Origin of the sequence: Nocardiopsis sp. Huas11, assembly GCF_003634495.1 — a bacterium.
Lineage (GTDB): Bacteria > Actinomycetota > Actinomycetes > Streptosporangiales > Streptosporangiaceae > Nocardiopsis.
The window spans coordinates 5,449,494-5,465,285 of sequence record NZ_RBKY01000001.1; the positions used below are offsets into that span (position 1 = coordinate 5,449,494).

At 70.9% G+C, this 15,792-nt stretch carries 14 protein-coding genes; 6 read left to right on the forward strand and 8 right to left on the reverse strand.

The genetic code is table 11. The features are described from left to right. Window positions 1-449: 449 nt before the first annotated feature. Window positions 450-3,059: a rifamycin-inactivating phosphotransferase gene (gene rph, locus DFP74_RS24650; RefSeq protein WP_233571146.1), complete on the forward strand. Its 2,610-nt coding sequence runs from the start codon at window positions 450-452 to the stop codon at window positions 3,057-3,059. Window positions 3,060-3,145: 86 nt separating this feature from the next. Here the strand turns inward: rph and DFP74_RS24655 are convergent, their stop codons facing one another. Continuing rightward, the gene (locus DFP74_RS24655) at window positions 3,146-3,730 is read right to left on the reverse strand and encodes a TetR/AcrR family transcriptional regulator (protein WP_121185181.1); all 585 of its coding nucleotides are present in this window, start codon (window positions 3,728-3,730) and stop codon (window positions 3,146-3,148) included. 212 nt (window positions 3,731-3,942) lie between these two features. On the opposite strand from DFP74_RS24655, the gene DFP74_RS24660 reads away from it, so the two are divergent. The 3 genes from DFP74_RS24660 to DFP74_RS24670 are packed head-to-tail and all read left to right on the forward strand — an operon-like array spanning window position 3,943 to window position 8,314. Continuing rightward, the gene (locus DFP74_RS24660; RefSeq protein WP_121185183.1) at window positions 3,943-5,430 is read left to right on the forward strand and encodes an aldehyde dehydrogenase family protein; all 1,488 of its coding nucleotides are present in this window, start codon (window positions 3,943-3,945) and stop codon (window positions 5,428-5,430) included. Window positions 5,431-5,480: 50 nt separating this feature from the next. Beyond that, window positions 5,481-6,911 (forward strand): aspartate aminotransferase family protein, encoded by a 1,431-nt coding sequence (locus tag DFP74_RS24665; protein WP_121185185.1) that lies wholly within the window; start codon window positions 5,481-5,483, stop codon window positions 6,909-6,911. Further along, on the forward strand, window positions 6,908-8,314 hold the full coding sequence (locus DFP74_RS24670; RefSeq protein ID WP_121185187.1) for an APC family permease: 1,407 nt from the start codon (window positions 6,908-6,910) through the stop codon (window positions 8,312-8,314). Before DFP74_RS24665 ends, DFP74_RS24670 begins: the two co-directional genes overlap by 4 nt. Window positions 8,315-8,385: 71 nt before the next feature. Here DFP74_RS24670 and DFP74_RS24675 read toward each other — a convergent pair whose 3' ends face one another. Both DFP74_RS24675 and DFP74_RS24680 read right to left on the reverse strand, forming a co-directional pair. After that, window positions 8,386-8,559: a DUF397 domain-containing protein gene (locus DFP74_RS24675; RefSeq protein ID WP_121185189.1), complete on the reverse strand. Its 174-nt coding sequence runs from the start codon at window positions 8,557-8,559 to the stop codon at window positions 8,386-8,388. Next, the gene (locus DFP74_RS24680) at window positions 8,556-9,302 is read right to left on the reverse strand and encodes a Scr1 family TA system antitoxin-like transcriptional regulator (protein ID WP_158613049.1); all 747 of its coding nucleotides are present in this window, start codon (window positions 9,300-9,302) and stop codon (window positions 8,556-8,558) included. The genes DFP74_RS24675 and DFP74_RS24680 overlap by 4 nt, the downstream gene beginning before the upstream one ends. 97 nt (window positions 9,303-9,399) lie before the next feature. On the opposite strand from DFP74_RS24680, the gene DFP74_RS24685 reads away from it, so the two are divergent. Next, window positions 9,400-9,687 carry a hypothetical protein gene (locus DFP74_RS24685; RefSeq protein ID WP_147453909.1) on the forward strand — a complete coding sequence of 96 codons (288 nt, stop codon included), beginning with the start codon at window positions 9,400-9,402 and terminating at the stop codon, window positions 9,685-9,687. An 87-nt stretch (window positions 9,688-9,774) separates the two neighbouring features. On the opposite strand, the gene DFP74_RS24690 is transcribed toward DFP74_RS24685, so the two are convergent. From DFP74_RS24690 to DFP74_RS24710, 5 genes are all read right to left on the reverse strand, one after another. Then, a complete protein-coding gene (locus DFP74_RS24690; RefSeq protein WP_121185193.1) occupies window positions 9,775-10,896 on the reverse strand; it encodes a M20 family metallopeptidase in 1,122 nt (373 codons plus the stop codon). Next, window positions 10,886-11,554: a DUF1028 domain-containing protein gene (locus DFP74_RS24695; protein ID WP_121185195.1), complete on the reverse strand. Its 669-nt coding sequence runs from the start codon at window positions 11,552-11,554 to the stop codon at window positions 10,886-10,888. The genes DFP74_RS24690 and DFP74_RS24695 overlap by 11 nt, the downstream gene beginning before the upstream one ends. Beyond that, entirely contained in the window at window positions 11,551-11,973 is a 423-nt protein-coding gene (locus DFP74_RS24700) for a RidA family protein (RefSeq protein WP_121185197.1), read from the reverse strand. Before DFP74_RS24700 ends, DFP74_RS24695 begins: the two co-directional genes overlap by 4 nt. Before the next feature lie 7 nt (window positions 11,974-11,980). Then, window positions 11,981-13,264, reverse strand: a complete 1,284-nt coding sequence (locus DFP74_RS24705) for an NAD(P)/FAD-dependent oxidoreductase (protein WP_121185199.1) — start codon at window positions 13,262-13,264, stop codon at window positions 11,981-11,983. An 87-nt stretch (window positions 13,265-13,351) separates the two neighbouring features. Continuing rightward, the gene (locus DFP74_RS24710) at window positions 13,352-14,707 is read right to left on the reverse strand and encodes an MFS transporter (RefSeq protein ID WP_121185201.1); all 1,356 of its coding nucleotides are present in this window, start codon (window positions 14,705-14,707) and stop codon (window positions 13,352-13,354) included. Window positions 14,708-14,883: 176 nt separating this feature from the next. Between DFP74_RS24710 and DFP74_RS24715 the strand changes: the two genes are divergently transcribed. Further along, the gene (locus DFP74_RS24715) at window positions 14,884-15,792 is read left to right on the forward strand and encodes a LysR family transcriptional regulator (protein ID WP_121185203.1); all 909 of its coding nucleotides are present in this window, start codon (window positions 14,884-14,886) and stop codon (window positions 15,790-15,792) included.

The window sequence follows — 15,792 nt, forward strand, 5'->3', positions numbered from 1 at the left end:
CCTCTGCTCGCTCCCTGACCTTGAAGGGCCCGGACACGGGGCGCGTCCATGCGAGAGAATGGTCGGCCGTGGCACACACTCCGTGGAATACCCACACGATCGAGTTCGGCCCGGACACGGTGACCAAGCGGTTTCGGTCGGGCGACCTGGAAAAGTGTGTCCGGGAGGGGCGCGCACTCACTCTCCTGGCCGCACACGCGCCCGGCACGACTCCCGGGTCCGCGTCGTCGACTTCGAGAACTCCGGTCGCAGCGGACTCGACCGGGCCACTGGTTCGATGGCGGCGGGAGGGAGGCCGGGGCGCCGCGGAAGGGGGATTCCGATCGCCCCCTGCCTCTTTCACTTTATATCAGATCCCCGCATCTCATGAGGCGCGAATAATTCCTGCATACTGCTCCTTCGCCAGATGACTCGGGTGCACGATGGGGGAAACGCAATTGCGCTATGTGGTGGATTTCGCGGATATCGACGCGACGAATGTCGCCGATGTCGGCGGGAAGGGGGCGGCGCTGGGCGAACTCGCGCGGATCGCCGATGTCCGTGTGCCGGACGGCTTCTGCGTCACGACGGAGGCCTTCCGCCGGATCGTCGCCGAGGTGCCGTCCATCGACGCCCTGCTCGACCGGCTCGCGCGGGTGGAAGCCGACGACCACGCGGCGGTCCGCGCCCTGAGCGCCGATATCCGCAGCGGCATCGAGGAGGTCGCGGTGCACGACTCCCTCGCGTCGGAGATCGGCGCCGCGCTCACCCGGCTCGGGGAGGACACCCCCTGCGCGGTGCGCTCCAGCGCGACCGCCGAGGACCTGCCGACCGCGTCGTTCGCCGGCCAGCAGGACTCCTATCTGAACATCACGGGTCAAGCGGCGGTCCTGCGGCACGTCCGCCGGTGTTGGGCGTCGCTGTTCACCGAGCGGGCGGTGACCTACCGCGTCCGCAACGGCTTCGACCACCGGAGGATCGGCATGGGCGTGGTCGTGCAGCGCATGGTGTTCCCGGACGCGGCCGGGACCCTGTTCACCGCGGATCCGGTGACCTCGAACCGCAGGACCCTCACCGTGGAGGCCGGGTGGGGGCTGGGCGAGGCGCTCGTCTCCGGCCGGGTCTCCGGCGACGTCTACACGGTCCGCGACGACCAGGTCGTCTCCACGGCCGTCGCCGCCAAGACCGTGCTCGCGCAGGCGTCGCCGCAAGGCGGTACCCGGGACACGGCGGTCGATCCGGAGCGGCAGGACCGGCCGGCCCTGACCGAGGCGCAGGTCCTGCGCCTGGCGCGGCTGGGCCGGCGCGTCGAGGCGCACTTCGGCCGGCCGCAGGACATCGAGTGGTGCCGTGTCGGCGAGGACTTCCACCTCGTCCAGAGCCGGCCGATCACCACCCTGTTCCCCGTCCCGGCGGCCGACGACGATGAGAACCACGTCTACGTCTCCGTCGGGCACCAGCAGATGATGACCGACGCGATGAAGCCGCTGGGGCTCTCCGTGTGGCAGATGACGACTCCCCGGCAGATGCACGAGGCGGGCGGACGGCTGTTCGTCGACGTCGCCCCGCTCATGGCCACGCCCACGGCTCGCGCGAACCTCCTGGTGGCGCTGGGCGACTCCGACCCGCTGCTCGGGGACGCGCTGCGGACCGTGCTCGACCGCGAGGACTTCGTCCGCACGCTCGAGGAGGACGATCCCGCCGCCGCGCCCGCCGGCCCCGCGCCCACCCTGGACCCGCCCGAACCCGTCCCGACCGACCCCGAGCTCGTCACGGAGCTGATCCGGGACGCCGAGGCCTCCGTCCAGACCCTGCGCCGCGAGATCCGGGACCTGTCGGGGCCGGCGCTGCTCGACTTCATCCGGGCCGACATCACCGAGCTCAAGCGCGTGCTCTTCGACCCGCGGAGCCTGCAGGTGATCATGGCCGGAATGGAGGCGAGCCGGTGGCTCAACGAGCACCTGGAGGAGTGGCTGGGCGAGAAGAACGCCGCCGACGTCCTCACGCAGTCCGTCGACCGCAACATCACCTCGGAGATGGGGCTGGCGCTGCTCGACGTGGCGGACGCCGTCCGCCCGCACACCGAGGTCGTGGCGTTCCTGCACCGCGTCGTGGAACAGGGCCGGGAGGGCGACGGCTTCCTGGGCGAGATGGCCGGGCTGGAGGGCGGGCCCGAGGCGGTGGAGGCCGTCCGGGGCTATCTGGACAGGTACGGGATGCGCTGCGTGGGCGAGATCGACATCACCAGGACGCGCTGGAGCGAACAGCCCGCCGCGCTCGTGCCCGCCATTCTCGGCAACATCAGGAACTTCGCGCCGGGCGAGGGCCCGCGACGCTTCGAACGCGGGCTCCAGGAGGCGCGGCGCAAGGAGCAGGACGTGCTGGCGCGCCTGCGCACTCTGCCCGACGGCGAGGAGAAGGCCGCGCAGGCCGGGCGGATGATCGAGCGCGTCCGCACCTTCTCCGGCTACCGGGAGTACCCCAAGTACGGCATGGTGAGCCGCTACTTCGTCTACAAGCGGGCGCTGCTGGCCGAGGCCGCACGCCTGGTCCGGTCCGGCGTCCTGCGCGAGGAGGAGGACGTCTTCTTCCTTCGGTTCGGGGAGTTGGAGGAGGTCGTGCGCACGCGTGAGGTGGACGCCGGACTCGTCCGGGAGCGGCGGGAGGCGTTCCGGTCCCACGAGGCCCTCACCCCGCCCCGGCTCCTCACCTCGGACGGCGAGGTCCTCACCGGCCGGTACCGGCGCGAGGACGCCCCGGACGGCGCGATGGCCGGCCTGCCGGTCTCGGCCGGAGCCGTCGAGGGCCGTGCCCGTGTCGTCACGGACATGGCGCGGGCCGACCTCGAACCGGGCGACATCCTGGTCACCGCCTACACCGACCCCAGCTGGACCCCGCTGTTCGTGACCGTGGCCGGACTGGTGACGGAGGTGGGCGGGCTCATGACGCACGGGGCGGTCATCGCGCGGGAGTACGGCCTGCCGGCGGTCGTGGGAGTGGAGCAGGCCACCCGGCGGATCCGGGACGGGCAGCGGGTCCGCGTCCACGGAACCGACGGGTACGTCCAGATCCTGGACTGAACCGCCGCCCCGGCCCCGGACCGCCGCGCCGGACACGCCTCGCCCCTCCGCCTCCGCCGGCCCCGTCGGCCTGCTCGGCGGAGGGGCTACCGGCGCAGGTCCTCGATGTAGGCGGTGACCAGCCGCCGGGTGCCCTGGTGGAGTTCCCCGTCCAGCATGGACGTGACGTGGAGTCCCATCATCAGCGCGATGAGCTGTTCCGCGACCAGGGACGGGGGCACCGGACGGATCTCGCCGTCGGCGGCCGCCGTTTCGAGGTGGCCGGCGATCTGCCGCTTCCATGAGGCCAGCGCCGTCCGGCCGATGGAGCGCAGCGCCTCCTCGTGTTGGGCGCGCTGCCAGAAGGAGAGCGCGACCCGCGCCTCGATCCGGGTCAGGGGATCGGCCGGGACGATCTCACCGCACATGAGCTCCAGCGCCGCCAGGCCGGTCCGGCCGGCGGTGACGTGCGCGATGCGTTCGTCGGTGCGGTCGCAGACCAGTTGGTAGGCGGCGGCGAGCAGCTCGTCCTTGGATCCGAAGTAGTGGTTGAGCGCTCCCGGTGCGGCGTACGAGGCGGCTTTGGCTATGTCGCGGACGCTGACGTTGTCGATGCCCTGCTCGGCGATCAGCTCCCACGTGGCCTCGATGATCTCCCTCCGCCGCGCCTGGTGGTCGACCAGCTTGGGCATCGATCGCTCCTCCTCCGGCGCCCCTTCGGGGCTCGCGCTCGGGCCGGGGCCCGCAGACCGCAGTCACCGTATCCCATTCGCCCGCACCGAACCCCGCGTTCGCATTTTCGAAGGTCCCACCGTCGACCTTTGGTGGTACAACTGTTCAATAAAAAGGATGCTGTGACTCAGGTCACTACACACCGTGATCAGTGCACCGAAGGGAAACGCGCATGAGTGCAACCGAGGAGTCCCCGATCGACTGGCACCGCCGGGCGGCCGGCCTCGCCACGGACGGCAGGGCGCACATCGGCGGACGGCGCCGCGACACCGGCAGCGGACGGACGGACCCCGTCATCAGCCCCGCCCACGGCGGCCGGATCGGTGAGCTGAGCACCTGCACCTCCGCGGACGTCGACCGCGCCGTCGCCGCCGCCCGCCGAGCCCAACCGGCCTGGGCCGCGCTGCCCGACCAGGAGCGCAAGGAGGTGCTGCTCCGCCTCGCCGACACCCTGGAACAGCACGCCGAGGAGCTGGCCCTGCTGGAGACGCTCGATATCGGCAAGCCGATCGGCCAGACCACGACCGTGGACCTTCCCGGCACCGTCGCGACGTTCCGCTTCTACGCCGAGGCCGCCGACAAGCGTTGCGGCGAACTGCCCAGCACGCCGCCGGGGGCGACGGCCATGGTCACCCGCGAACCGCTGGGCGTGGTCGCGGCCATCGTCCCCTGGAACTACCCGCTGGAGATCGCCTCCTGGAAGGTGGCTCCCGCGCTGGCGTCGGGGAACACCGTCGTGCTCAAGCCCGCCGAGCAGTCCTCGCTCACCGCCCTGCGCCTGGCCGACCTGGCCGCCGAGGCCGGCCTCCCGGACGGAGCGCTCAACGTGGTCACGGGCGGCGCCGAGACCGGGGCCGCGCTCGCCGCCCACATGGACGTGGACGCGCTCGCCTTCACCGGCTCCACCGAGGTCGCCCGCGAACTGCTCGTCACCGCGGGTCGCTCCAACCTCAAGCGGCTCGCGCTGGAGGCCGGAGGCAAAAGCGCGAACCTGGTCTTCGCCGACGCCGACCTCGCGGCGGCCGCCGAGATGGCCGCGGCCGGAGCGTTCTACAACCAGGGGCAGGTGTGCTCGGCCAACTCACGGATCCTGGTGCAGCGCCAGGCCCTGGAGGGGTTCACCGAGGCGCTGGTCAAGGCCGCGGCGGCGTACCGGCCGGTGGACCCGCTCAGCGGAGCGGAGGGCAACGGAGCACTGATCAGCACCGCGCACACCGACTCCGTTCAGGCGTGGATCCGACGCGGCGAGACCGACGGCGCACTGCTGGACGGCGGGCGCCGGGTGGAGATCACCGGATCCGACGCCTACCTCGAACCGGCGATCGTCACCGGCCTGCACGCCGCCCACCCGCTTCACACCGAAGAGGTCTTCGGACCGGTGGCCGTCGTCCACCCCTTCGACACCGAGGACGAGGCCGTGCGCCTGGCCAACGCCACCCGCTACGGCCTGGCCGCCTCGCTGTGGACCGACGACTTCTGCCGGGCCCAGCGCACGGCCGCGCGGCTCGTCGCCGGAACCGTCTCCGTCAACACGGTGGACGCCCTCTCGGTCACCACCCCGTTCGGCGGGTTCAAGCAGTCCGGGTTCGGCCGCGACCTGTCCCTGCACGCCTTCGACAACTACACCGCCCTCAAGACGACCTGGCTGCAGTGGGGCTGAGCGCGCACCGCGCGCCCACGACCGCCACCGCATCGACCGGAAGGAACAGCATGTCCGTGGAGACGACCCCCGCCACCGACCCGACCACGCGGGGGGACCGCCCCGGCTCCCTCGAAGAGCTGGCCAAGCGCCACCTGGTCATGAACTTCACGCCTGCGGGCAAGTACCGTACCGACGCGCTGCCGATCTTCGTCCGCGGCGAGGGCTGCCACGTCTACGACGAATCCGGCAAGCGCTACTTCGACGGACTGGCCGGGCTGTTCTGCACCCAGCTGGGCTACTCGCACGGCGCCGAGATCGGCGAGGCCGTCGCCGAGCAGATGCGCGCCCTGCCGTTCCAGACCACCTGGAGCGCGGCGCACCCGCCCGCGGCCAGGCTCGCCGCCGCACTGGCCGACCTGGCTCCGGGCGACCTGAACCGGGTGTTCTTCACCTCCAGCGGTTCGGAGTCCAACGAGGCCGCCATCAAGCTGGCCCGGCAGTACCAGATCAGCCGCGGCGAGCACTCCCGTCGCAAGTTCATCGCCCGACGGGTCGCCTACCACGGCACCAGCTTCGGCGCCATGTCCCTCAACGGGATGGTGCAGGTCCGCAAGATGTTCGAGCCGCTGATGTCCGGCGTCCGGCACGTGTCCAACACCAAGCGGTACCGGCGTCCGGCCCAGGAGACCGAGGCCGAGTTCACCGCCTTCCTCCTGGCCGAACTGGAGTCGCTGATCCTGCAGGAAGGCGCGGATACCGTCGCCGCGGTCATCCTGGAGCCGCTCCAGAACGCCGGCGGCAGCCTCACACCGCCCGCCGGCTACCTCCAGGGCGTGCGCAAGCTCTGCGACCGGCACGGCGTCCTGCTCATCGCCGACGAGGTGATCACCGGTTTCGGCAGGCTCGGCTCGTGGTTCGGTTCGGCCCACTACGGCGTCCAGCCCGACATCATCACCTTCGCCAAGGGCATCGCCTCGGCCTACGTGCCGCTGGGCGGGCTGATCGCCGACGACCGGATCATCGAGGCCGTGCTCGACAGCCCGGCCGGGATGTACAACCACGCCCTCACCTACGGCGGGCACCCGGTGGCCTGTGCGGCGGCACTGGCCAACCTGGAGATCATGCGCCGACTGGACGTGCCGGGCAACGTCGCGGCCACCGGCACGACGTTCGCCGCCGAGCTCGAACGGCTGCGCCAGAACCCGGTGGTGGGAGACGTGCGCGGCGAGGGCTACCACCGCACGCTGGAGCTGGTCACGGACAAGGACGCCAGGTCCTGGACCTCGGAGCGGCTGCCCGCGGCCGAGTTCGTCGACCAGCACCTGGCCCCGGCCGCCGCCGAGGTCGGAGTGCTGTGCCGGCTCGCCATCGACGCCGAGGGCAACCCGCTGCTGCAACTCTCCCCGCCGCTGGTCGCCGACGCCGACGCCATCGGCGAGCTGGTCGGGCTGGTCGAGCAGGCCCTGAACCGGGCCGTCACCTCCGGCGGGCTCCGATGAGCGGGCACGACTCCCCCGCCGAAGCGTCCCCCTCCGAAGCGGCGCCGACGGCGGTGCCCCCGGGCACTCCCCCTGCCGAAGGGCGCGGGCTCAAGCGTGTGCTCGGCCTGCCCTCGCTGTTCTTCTTCGGCCTGGCCTACATGGTCCCCCTGGCGGCCTTCACCACCTACGGAATCGTGACCGACATGACCCGGGGGCACCTGCCCACCGCGTTCCTGGTCACCCTGGCGGCGATGACGTTCACCGCGCTGGGCTACGCGAACATGGTGCGCGCCTACCCGGTGGCCGGCTCCGCCTACACCTACACCCAGCAGGCCTTCGGGCCCGCCACGGGCTTCCTCACCGGCTGGGCGCTGCTGCTGGACTACATCTTCCTGCCCACGATCAGCTACATCGTCATCGGGCTCTACCTGGGGATCGCGATCCCCTCCGTGCCCGCATGGGTCTGGGTGCTGCTGACCATCGCGCTCGTCACCGGGCTGAACGTCCTGGGCATCAAGCTGGTGACCGGCATGAACATGGTGCTGGTCGGTGCGCAGGGCGTGTTCATCACGGTGTTCCTGGCGATGAGCTACCTGACCGTGTCCGGACGTTCGACGCCGGCGGACCTGCTCGCGCCGTTCTACAGCGCGGACTTCTCGCTCACCGCCCTCATCGGCGGCTCGGCCATCCTGTGCCTGTCGTTCCTGGGCTTCGACGCCATCTCCACGCTCTCCGAGGAGGCCCGGGAGCCGGAGCGCACGATCCCCAGGGCGATCACCCTGTGCACGCTCTTCTGCGGGCTGCTGTTCGTTCTCATGGCCTGGGTGGGCCACCTGGTCCACCCCGACTGGCAGACCTTCACCGATCCCGACTCGGCGTCGGTCGAGGTGATGGCGCGTGCCGGCGGCGGCTTCCTCGCGGCGTTCTTCACCGCGGCCTACGTCGCGGCCTGCTTCGCCTCGGCCATGGCGGCGCAGAGCGCGGTGTCGCGGATCCTGTTCTCCATGGGGCGTGACGGGTCGCTGCCGCGCCGGGTCTTCGGCGCGGTCCACCCGAGGTTCCGGACTCCGCACCTGGCCATCCTGGCCGTGGGCGCGGTGTCGCTGCTGGCCTGCGTCATGACGCTGGACCTGGCCGCCGCACTGGTCAGCTTCGGTGCGCTGATCGCCTTCACCTTCGTCAACCTGAGCGTCATCAAGCACTACGCGGTCGGCCTGGGCAGGCGCCGGGGGACGGACTTCCTGCGCTACGTGCTCACCCCGGGCATCGGCGTGGCGCTGACGCTGTGGCTGTGGACGTCGCTGTCCTGGCTGACGTTCGTCATCGGGCTGAGCTGGGTGGGCCTGGGATTCCTGCTGCTGCTCCGGCTCACCCGCGGCTTCACCCGGCCCGCGCCGACCATGAGTGACCGCGCGGGCTGACCGGCGCCGACACGGCACACAAGGCCCCGGAAGCTCATCCAAGAGCTTCCGGGGCGTGTGCGCTGGGGCGGCTACCGGTCGGTGCGCACCTGGGCGATGAGCGCGGCCCACTCGGCGGCGGGCACGGACAGGTGGCCCGCGTCCCGGTTCCGGGTGTCGCGCACGTCGGCACCCGTCGCGTGCTCGCGGACCTCCACGCAGTTCGCCGACGAACCGCTGAAGCTCGACTTGTGCCAGTCGTTCACGACGCCAACCTCCGGAGCTGCTCATTGCTGGTCATTGCGGGCAAGGCTAGCGCGTAGGCGTCGCGGACCAGTTCCCGCACGCGGGGAAGCACCGCGTCCCCGTAGACGGCGTTCGCCTCCAGATGGTCCGAGGACGCGACCTCCCGACCGCCATGCATGCGGAAGAGCGAGAACGGCCCCGGCACCCCGAACAGCAGCGTCCCCTCGGGAAGCAGGTGGACGGAGACACGGTCCGGGAGGTTCAGCAGGTGCTCGACCTGTTCGGCGCGCACGGAATCCGGAGCCCACGTGAGAGCCGTCAGCGGAAACACCGCGTGGACCTCGCCGTGAAGGTGACCCAGTCGCTCCGACCGCAGCCGCGCAAGCCTCGGGACGTCGCGGACCTTGCGCCCCGACCGGTACACCAGTTCGGCGTAGCTCGGGCACCACAACAGCCCCGGCACTGTCACAGGCGACACGAGATCGATGCGGACGGCCTCGCGTTCGAGGGTGTCGATATCGCGCAGGAACGGGGGCAGATCGTCGGTCACGGAGTCCTCCCACGCGGTCAGCAGCGCCGAGTTCGCCCCGAGGGCCATGTCCAGCGCCGTGACCGCGCCCCGGGACGGTCTGGTCTTGCCGGACAGGTAGCGCGACAGCGACGCGGGCGACACCTGCGCCCTGGCGCACAGGGCCCGTTGGGTCAGGCCGGACAGTTCCAGATACCGGGCGAGCACGGCGGGGAATCCGAGGGGGTTGACCATGGAATCGTTGTACACCGCGTTGCCCTGACGCGTCCGGTGTTTCCGTGAATACGTCAACGCGTGGCCCAACATGGCTGGTCAAGGCGACGCTGGCGGCATGGAAATCGAAGACACTCGCGTGACGTACCTGCGCGACCTCCAAAGCGCCCTGGCCGACCGGCGGCTGGGCAGCAAGCTCGCGCAGACCATGTTCCGGGGCGAACTGACCCCCACCCTGTGCTGCGATCCGTACCTGGGCCAGGCCGCCGTCCAGGTGGAGAACGACCGGTTCACGTTCGTCGGCGTCACCACGCCCCGGGTGCGGGTGCCCGTCACCGACCCCGCGGGGTGCGTGGACCGGCTGGTCAGGGAGCGCGCCGGGCGCCAGGCCGTCCTGCCCTCGTGAACCTGGTGGCCCCCCACCCCGCGGTCGTGGCTCGGATTCGCGCACAAGCGCCGCCGACCCGGTGTCGGCCGGGTCGGCGGCGGACGACTACGAGAAGTACTCGTGAGCGGTGCGCGCGAGCAGGGTGGCGCCGTCCGCGATGACCCGGTCGGCCTCCTCCCCCACGCACACGGCCGCGAACTCCGGCTGGTGGTTGCTCACCGGGAAGCTGCCGAGCCCGATGTAGGGGTGGATGGCCGGGACGTGCTGGGAGACGTTGCCCAGATCGGTCGAGGCGCGGTTCATCGTCTGCTGTTCCGCAGGCGCGTCGAAGGATCGTCCGAGGGCGCGCGCGTGGCGCATGTAGATCTCCAGCGCGCGCTCGTTCGTGCGGAACTCGGAGTAGGGCTGCGACTCGGGCGTGAAGTCCAGGGCGGTGTCGGTCGCCAGGGCTCCGGCCTCGAAGCACTGCCTCACCCTGCGGCGCAGCGGCTCCAGTTGGGCCAGGGTCTCGGCCCGTGTGTACCAGCGGCCCTCCGTCACCGCCGGGATGGCGTTGGGCGCCTCGCCCCCGACCGTCTGGATCCCGTGCACCCGGGTACCGGGCGGGAGCTGCTGGCGCAGCAGGCCGATGGCCACCTGGGAGACCACGAAGGCGTCGCCCGCGTTGCGCCCCTCGTGCGGGTAGGCGGCGGCGTGCGCCGTGTGTCCGACGAAGCGGACGTGGTCGTGGGCGACGGCGTAGGGCTCGGCCCGCGGTGCGTCGACCGGGCCGGGATGCGCCATCAGGGCCAGGTCCAGGTCCGTGAAGGCGCCGGCGTCGAGCATCTCGATCTTGCCCCCGCCGCCCTCCTCCGCCGGGGTGCCGATGACGTCGATCCGCAGGTCCAGCTCCTGCGCCCACGGTCGCAGCGCGATCGCTCCTCCGGCCGACATGGCGGCGATGAGGTTGTGGCCGCAGGCGTGCCCGAGGCCGGGCAGCGCGTCGTACTCGACGATGAAGCCGACACGGCGGCTGCCCGACCCGTAGGAGGCGTGGACGGCGGTGGGGAAACCGAGGTACTCGGTCGTCACGCCGAAGCCGAACTCACCGAGCAGTTCGGCGGTCCACCGTGCGGCCCGGTGCTCCTCCCAGGCGGTCTCCGGGTGGGCGTGCAGTGTCTCGGAGTACTCGATCAGGCGTGCGAGGTGGTCGGCGGCGCTGGGCGGCACGAGCTGTTCAGCGGTCATCGCCGGGAACCCCGTATCCGGGTGAGGCGGCCGGGTCCAAGCCGCGCCGGACGTAGTCGTCCCGCTGCGGAAGCCAGATCCCGAGCAGCCGCCCGAGCGCGTCGACCGGGTCCTCCTGCCAGTCCACGCGCAGGTCGGTGTCGCGCCAGCCGGTCCCGGACACGGTCGACAGCCCGGCGGAGTACACCGGTCCGGCCTCGCCGCCGGCGACCAGTCCGGCCGCGAGCGCGGCGAACAGGCGTTCCTCGAGCTCGCCTTCGGCGGCGGCGAAGGCGCTGCAGAGGATCTCGGGCAGGTCCGGGCGGGACAGCATGTTGCCGGCGGCGGCGCAGTGCGGCCCGGTGGCCTCTCCGTGCACGCCGAGCGTACGGTCGCCGCTGAAGGTCGCCGCGGCTCCGGTGGCGTCGACCACGGTGAGCTGGCGGTACTCGGTGTCCGGCCGGTCCTTGAGGATCGTCGCCAGGGCGGCTTCGGGGCTCGCCCCGGAGGCGAGTTCGTCCAGCAGGAGCGGACCCAGGCGCGGGTCGGTGATGTTCTGCGAGGTGACCGCGCCGACCGAGTCGCGCAGGTGGACCACGCGTGCGGCCACCGCCGGTGAGGACGACGTGGCGGCGATGCCGAAGCGGCCGTCCTGGTGGGCCGCGATGGAGAAGGTCATGCCCCTGCCTCCGAGATGACGGCGGTGGCGTCGATCTCGACCAGCCACTCCGGCCGGGCGAGGGCCTGGACGACGATGCCCGTCGAGACCGGGTGGACGCCCTTCAACCAGCGTCCGACCTCGCGGTACACCTCCTCGCGGTAGCGGGGGTCGACGAGGTAGATCGTGACCTTGACGATGTCCTGGAGGCCGCTGCCCGCCTCCCCCAGGAGCAGGTCGATGTTGGACATGGCCTTCTCGGTCTGGGCCCGGACGCTGCCGATGCCCACCGACTCACCGGTGTCCAGGTCCTGGCCGATCTGGCCGCGCAGGTACACGACTCCGTTCGCGACGACCGCCTGGCACAGGTCGTTGTCGAGGTTCTGCTCCGGATAGGTGTCCTTGGTGTTGAACGTGCGAATGCGCGTGTGCGTGGTCATGGTGCGCTCACTTTCCGAACCGCGGGACCGGGGTCGAGGAGCCCGTCCCCTTGTAGTGCGTGTAGTTCCGCTGGATGGCGATGTGGTCGGCCACGTAGCCCGCGTCGTGCCAGGCGCCCCAGATGAAGCTGGAGCCGCGCCGGGACTGCCATGGAAGACCCATGAAGTAGACGCCGGGCTCGGACGAGACGCCGCGCTGGTGCTTCGGCCTGCCGTCGGCGTCGAACGCGTCGACCTCCAGCCAGCCGTAGTCGACGGTGAAGCCGGTCGCCCAGACGATGGAGGTGATCCCGGCGTCGGCGAGGCCGAGTTCGAGGACGGGGTCGGTCACCGACCGCGGGTCGGCTCCCAGGACGCGGGCCCGCGGCTCCTCCGGAAGGTCGAGGCCGTTGCGGGCGACGTAGGCGTCGGCTTCGTCGAGCAGGGCGAGGTAGTTCGCGTCCCCGGCCGCGATGTTGTCCCGCAGGTCGGGCGCGAAGCGCATCACCCCGTCCTGGAAGGAGTCGGTCCGGCCGACGAGCGTGATGCCCCGGTCGGCGAGCGTACGGAAGTCCACGGTGTGGCCGCCGTGCGCACCGCTGACCGCGATGGTGACGTGCTCGGCCCCCTTGGGCGGGGCGGAGGCCTCCCACTTGCCGAGGACGCCGAGCCACCAGACGAAGTCGCGGTCCCGGTAGCTGCGCGGCGGGCGGTCGTGCGGGCCGACCGAGAGGTACACCTGTCGACCGGAGGCACGGAGTTCGTCGGCGATCTGCACTCCCGACGAGCCGGATCCGACGACGAGGACGCCGCCGTCGGGCAGCTGCGCGGGGTTGCGGTAGCCACTGGAGTGGATCTGCGTGAGTCCGTCCCGCTCGGGAACGATCGGCGGGACGACGGGCCGCTGGAACGGCCCGGTGGCGGCGACGACGTAGCGGGTCTGGATGGTCCCCTTCGAGGTCCGCACGCGGAAGCCGGGCCGGCCCGTGTTCCTGCGCACGGACCGCACCTCGACTCCGCAGCGGACCGGCGCCGCGATCTGCTCGGCGTAGGCGACGAAGTAGTCCGCCACCTGGTCCTTGGCGGCGAAGGCGTCGGGGTCGAGGTCGGTGAACTCCAGTCCGGGAAAGCGGTCGTGCCAGACGGGCCCGTTGGTCACCAGGGAGTCCCATCGCTGCGAGCGCCACTGCTCGGCGATGCGGTGCCTCTCCAACACGACGTGCGGCACCTGGTGCCGGCTCAGGTGTTCGCTCATCGCTATCCCGGCCTGTCCCCCTCCGACGACGACGGCCTCGATCTCCTCATTCGACATGCGAACCCCCCATGGGTCGGTGATTTCAACGTGGTGCGCCGCGTCCGCGTGCGCGCGTGGATGCGAGAGTTCGCGGGCCCTCGCGCGTTACGCGCGGGGCTCCGGCGCGGCCTGCGGCCGGCGCTGTGCGCGGTCGCTCTCGTGCAGCAGGTCGGAACCGTTCGTCTCCGGCATCGTCCGCAATGTCACCGCGCCGATGACGCCGATCACGATCATCGTGAAGGCGGGGACCATGGAGCTGCCGGTGAGCGAGATCAGCCAGGTCATCAGGTAGGGCAGCGTTCCGGCGAAGAACGCCCCGGCGACGCTGTAGGCCATCGACAGTCCGCTCTGCCGGGTCCGGGTCGGGAAGAGCTCCGCCACGGCCGAGGCGTGCGTGCCCAGGATGACCGCGAGGATCACGGCCAGGCCGAAGGTGGCGGCGAACGCCGACCACGACGAGTTCACCTGCATCAGCAGGAACAACGGGACCGCGCCGACGATCATCAGGCCCGCGGCGGTGTAGAGCACCGGCTTGCGTCCCACACGGTCCGACACCAGACCGGACAGCGGGATCACGCCCATGGCCACGACCGAGGCCGCGGCGGAGAGCAGGGCCGCCCGGTCCGCGGGTACGCCGACGATCTCCTCCTGGTAGGTGATCAGGTACACGAGCACGATGTAGAAGGTCGAGTTCATGAACGTCTCGATGCCCACCGTCTGCAGGAACTGCTTCCCGTTCGAGCGGAACACCTCCACGATCGGCTGGCTCGGGACGTTGTTCATGTCCTCGAGCGCGCGGTACTCGGGCGTGTCCTCGATGCGCAGGCGGATGTAGAGGCCGACCGCCGCCAGGGGAACCGTCAGCAGGAAGGGGATCCGCCAGGCCCAGTCGAGCACGTCCTGCGGGGAGAAGGCCGAGTGCAGTGCCCAGACGGCGAACGACGCGCAGAGGAACCCGCCGACCGAACCGAACTCGATCCACGAACACCCGAACCCGCGGCGCTTGGGCGGTGAGAACTCGGCGAGGAAGGCCGCGGCCGAGCCGAACTCGCCGCCCGCCGCCAGTCCCTGGATGATGCGGGCGACCACGAGCAGGACCGGAGCGATGACGCCCACGGAGTCGTACGTGGGCAGGAGCCCGAGCATCAGCGTGCCCGCCGCCATGGAGATGATGACGATGGACAGCGTCGCCTTGCGTCCGAAACGGTCACCGAGGTGGCCGAAGAGCACCGAGCCGAGCGGGCGCACGAAGAACGCGACGGCGAAGACGGCGAACACCGACAGCAATCCGGTCGTCCCGTCCTGCTCGGGGAAGAACACCTGCGCCATCGTGGTGGCGAGGTAGGCGTAGACGGCCCAGTCGAACCAGTGGACGAACACGCCCACCGAACCGGCGAACACGCTCCTGCGCAGATCCTTGCGGTCCACCTGCTCCACCGGATCCGAGGTCCCACTCGTCATTTCTCCTCCTGGGGGTGTCGTTCACAGACGCGCGAGAGACCTCACGAAGTCACGCCTCACATCCGGTCGGTCTGTGCTCTGGCTCACGAGTATCGAGGTCAGGAGTATGATCTGTACAACACATAGATCTGAAGAGCTCCTTCGGAAAAACCGATACCACCAGGGAGACCGCGCCGATGGCCGACGTGAGCGTGAGGCAACTGGAGTACCTGATGGCCGTCGCGAGGCTCGGTTCGGTGACCGCGGCGTCCCGGGAGCTCTTCGTCTCGCAGTCGGCGGTCTCGACGGCGCTGGCCGACCTCGAGGCGGTCCTCGGCATCACCCTCTTCGTCCGCTCGCAGAAGGGGATGCGGCTCACCGCGTCGGGACAGCGTGCGATCACCGCGGCCGACAACGTGCTCGCCGGCCTCGACCAGCTCCGGGAGTCCGCCAGGCGGGAGCGGGAGGAGGTCGAGGGCACGCTCACGATCGGCTGCTACGCGACGATCGCGCCGATCCTCCTGCCGAAGGTGATCGCGGAGTACTCACAGCGGTACCCGCACGTGCAGTTCTCGTTCGTGGAGGCGGCCCACGAGGCGCTGTTGGACGACCTGCTCAACACCCGGATCGACCTCGCGATCACCTATCACTACGAGCTGGACTCCGTGCGCACCGCGGCCGGGGTGACCGCGCAACCGCTGCGGTCGGACCCGCCGTACGTGCTCACCCCGGTGGACGGGGCACTGAGCCGCAAGGACCGGGTGAGCCTGGCCGACCTGGCCGAGGAACCGCTGATCCTGTTCGATCTGCCGCCCGGCGGCGACTACTTCCTCGGTCTGTTCGCCCAGGCCGGGCTGGCCCCGAGCGTGCGTTTTCGCACCACGAGCTTCGAGATGGTCCGCGGCCTGGTGGCCCGCGGGCTGGGCAGCGCGCTGCTCACCCAGCGCACTGTGCTCGAACGCAGCTACGAGGACCTGCCCTACGCGACCAGGGAGCTCGACATCCGGACCGGGGGGCTCGGGATCGAGATCGTCCAGCTGGCCGACCGCACACCGGTCCGGCGGATGCAGGCGTTCATCGACGTCTGCCGCGAGGTGGTGGCCTGA

Bases quoted from the DNA above. Each gene is read 5' to 3' on its own strand.
- DFP74_RS24655 (WP_121185181.1), bottom strand. From the start codon at position 3,730: ATGCCCAAGCTGGTCGACCACCAGGCGCGGCGGAGGGAGATCATCGAG.
- DFP74_RS24660 (WP_121185183.1), top strand. From the start codon at position 3,943: ATGAGTGCAACCGAGGAGTCCCCGATCGACTGGCACCGCCGGGCGGCC.
- DFP74_RS24665 (WP_121185185.1), top strand. From the start codon at position 5,481: ATGTCCGTGGAGACGACCCCCGCCACCGACCCGACCACGCGGGGGGAC.
- DFP74_RS24670 (WP_121185187.1), top strand. From the start codon at position 6,908: ATGAGCGGGCACGACTCCCCCGCCGAAGCGTCCCCCTCCGAAGCGGCG.
- DFP74_RS24680 (WP_158613049.1), bottom strand. From the start codon at position 9,302: ATGGTCAACCCCCTCGGATTCCCCGCCGTGCTCGCCCGGTATCTGGAA.
- DFP74_RS24685 (WP_147453909.1), top strand. From the start codon at position 9,400: ATGGAAATCGAAGACACTCGCGTGACGTACCTGCGCGACCTCCAAAGC.
- DFP74_RS24690 (WP_121185193.1), bottom strand. From the start codon at position 10,896: ATGACCGCTGAACAGCTCGTGCCGCCCAGCGCCGCCGACCACCTCGCA.
- DFP74_RS24695 (WP_121185195.1), bottom strand. From the start codon at position 11,554: ATGACCTTCTCCATCGCGGCCCACCAGGACGGCCGCTTCGGCATCGCC.
- DFP74_RS24700 (WP_121185197.1), bottom strand. From the start codon at position 11,973: ATGACCACGCACACGCGCATTCGCACGTTCAACACCAAGGACACCTAT.
- DFP74_RS24705 (WP_121185199.1), bottom strand. From the start codon at position 13,264: ATGTCGAATGAGGAGATCGAGGCCGTCGTCGTCGGAGGGGGACAGGCC.
- DFP74_RS24710 (WP_121185201.1), bottom strand. From the start codon at position 14,707: ATGACGAGTGGGACCTCGGATCCGGTGGAGCAGGTGGACCGCAAGGAT.
- DFP74_RS24715 (WP_121185203.1), top strand. From the start codon at position 14,884: ATGGCCGACGTGAGCGTGAGGCAACTGGAGTACCTGATGGCCGTCGCG.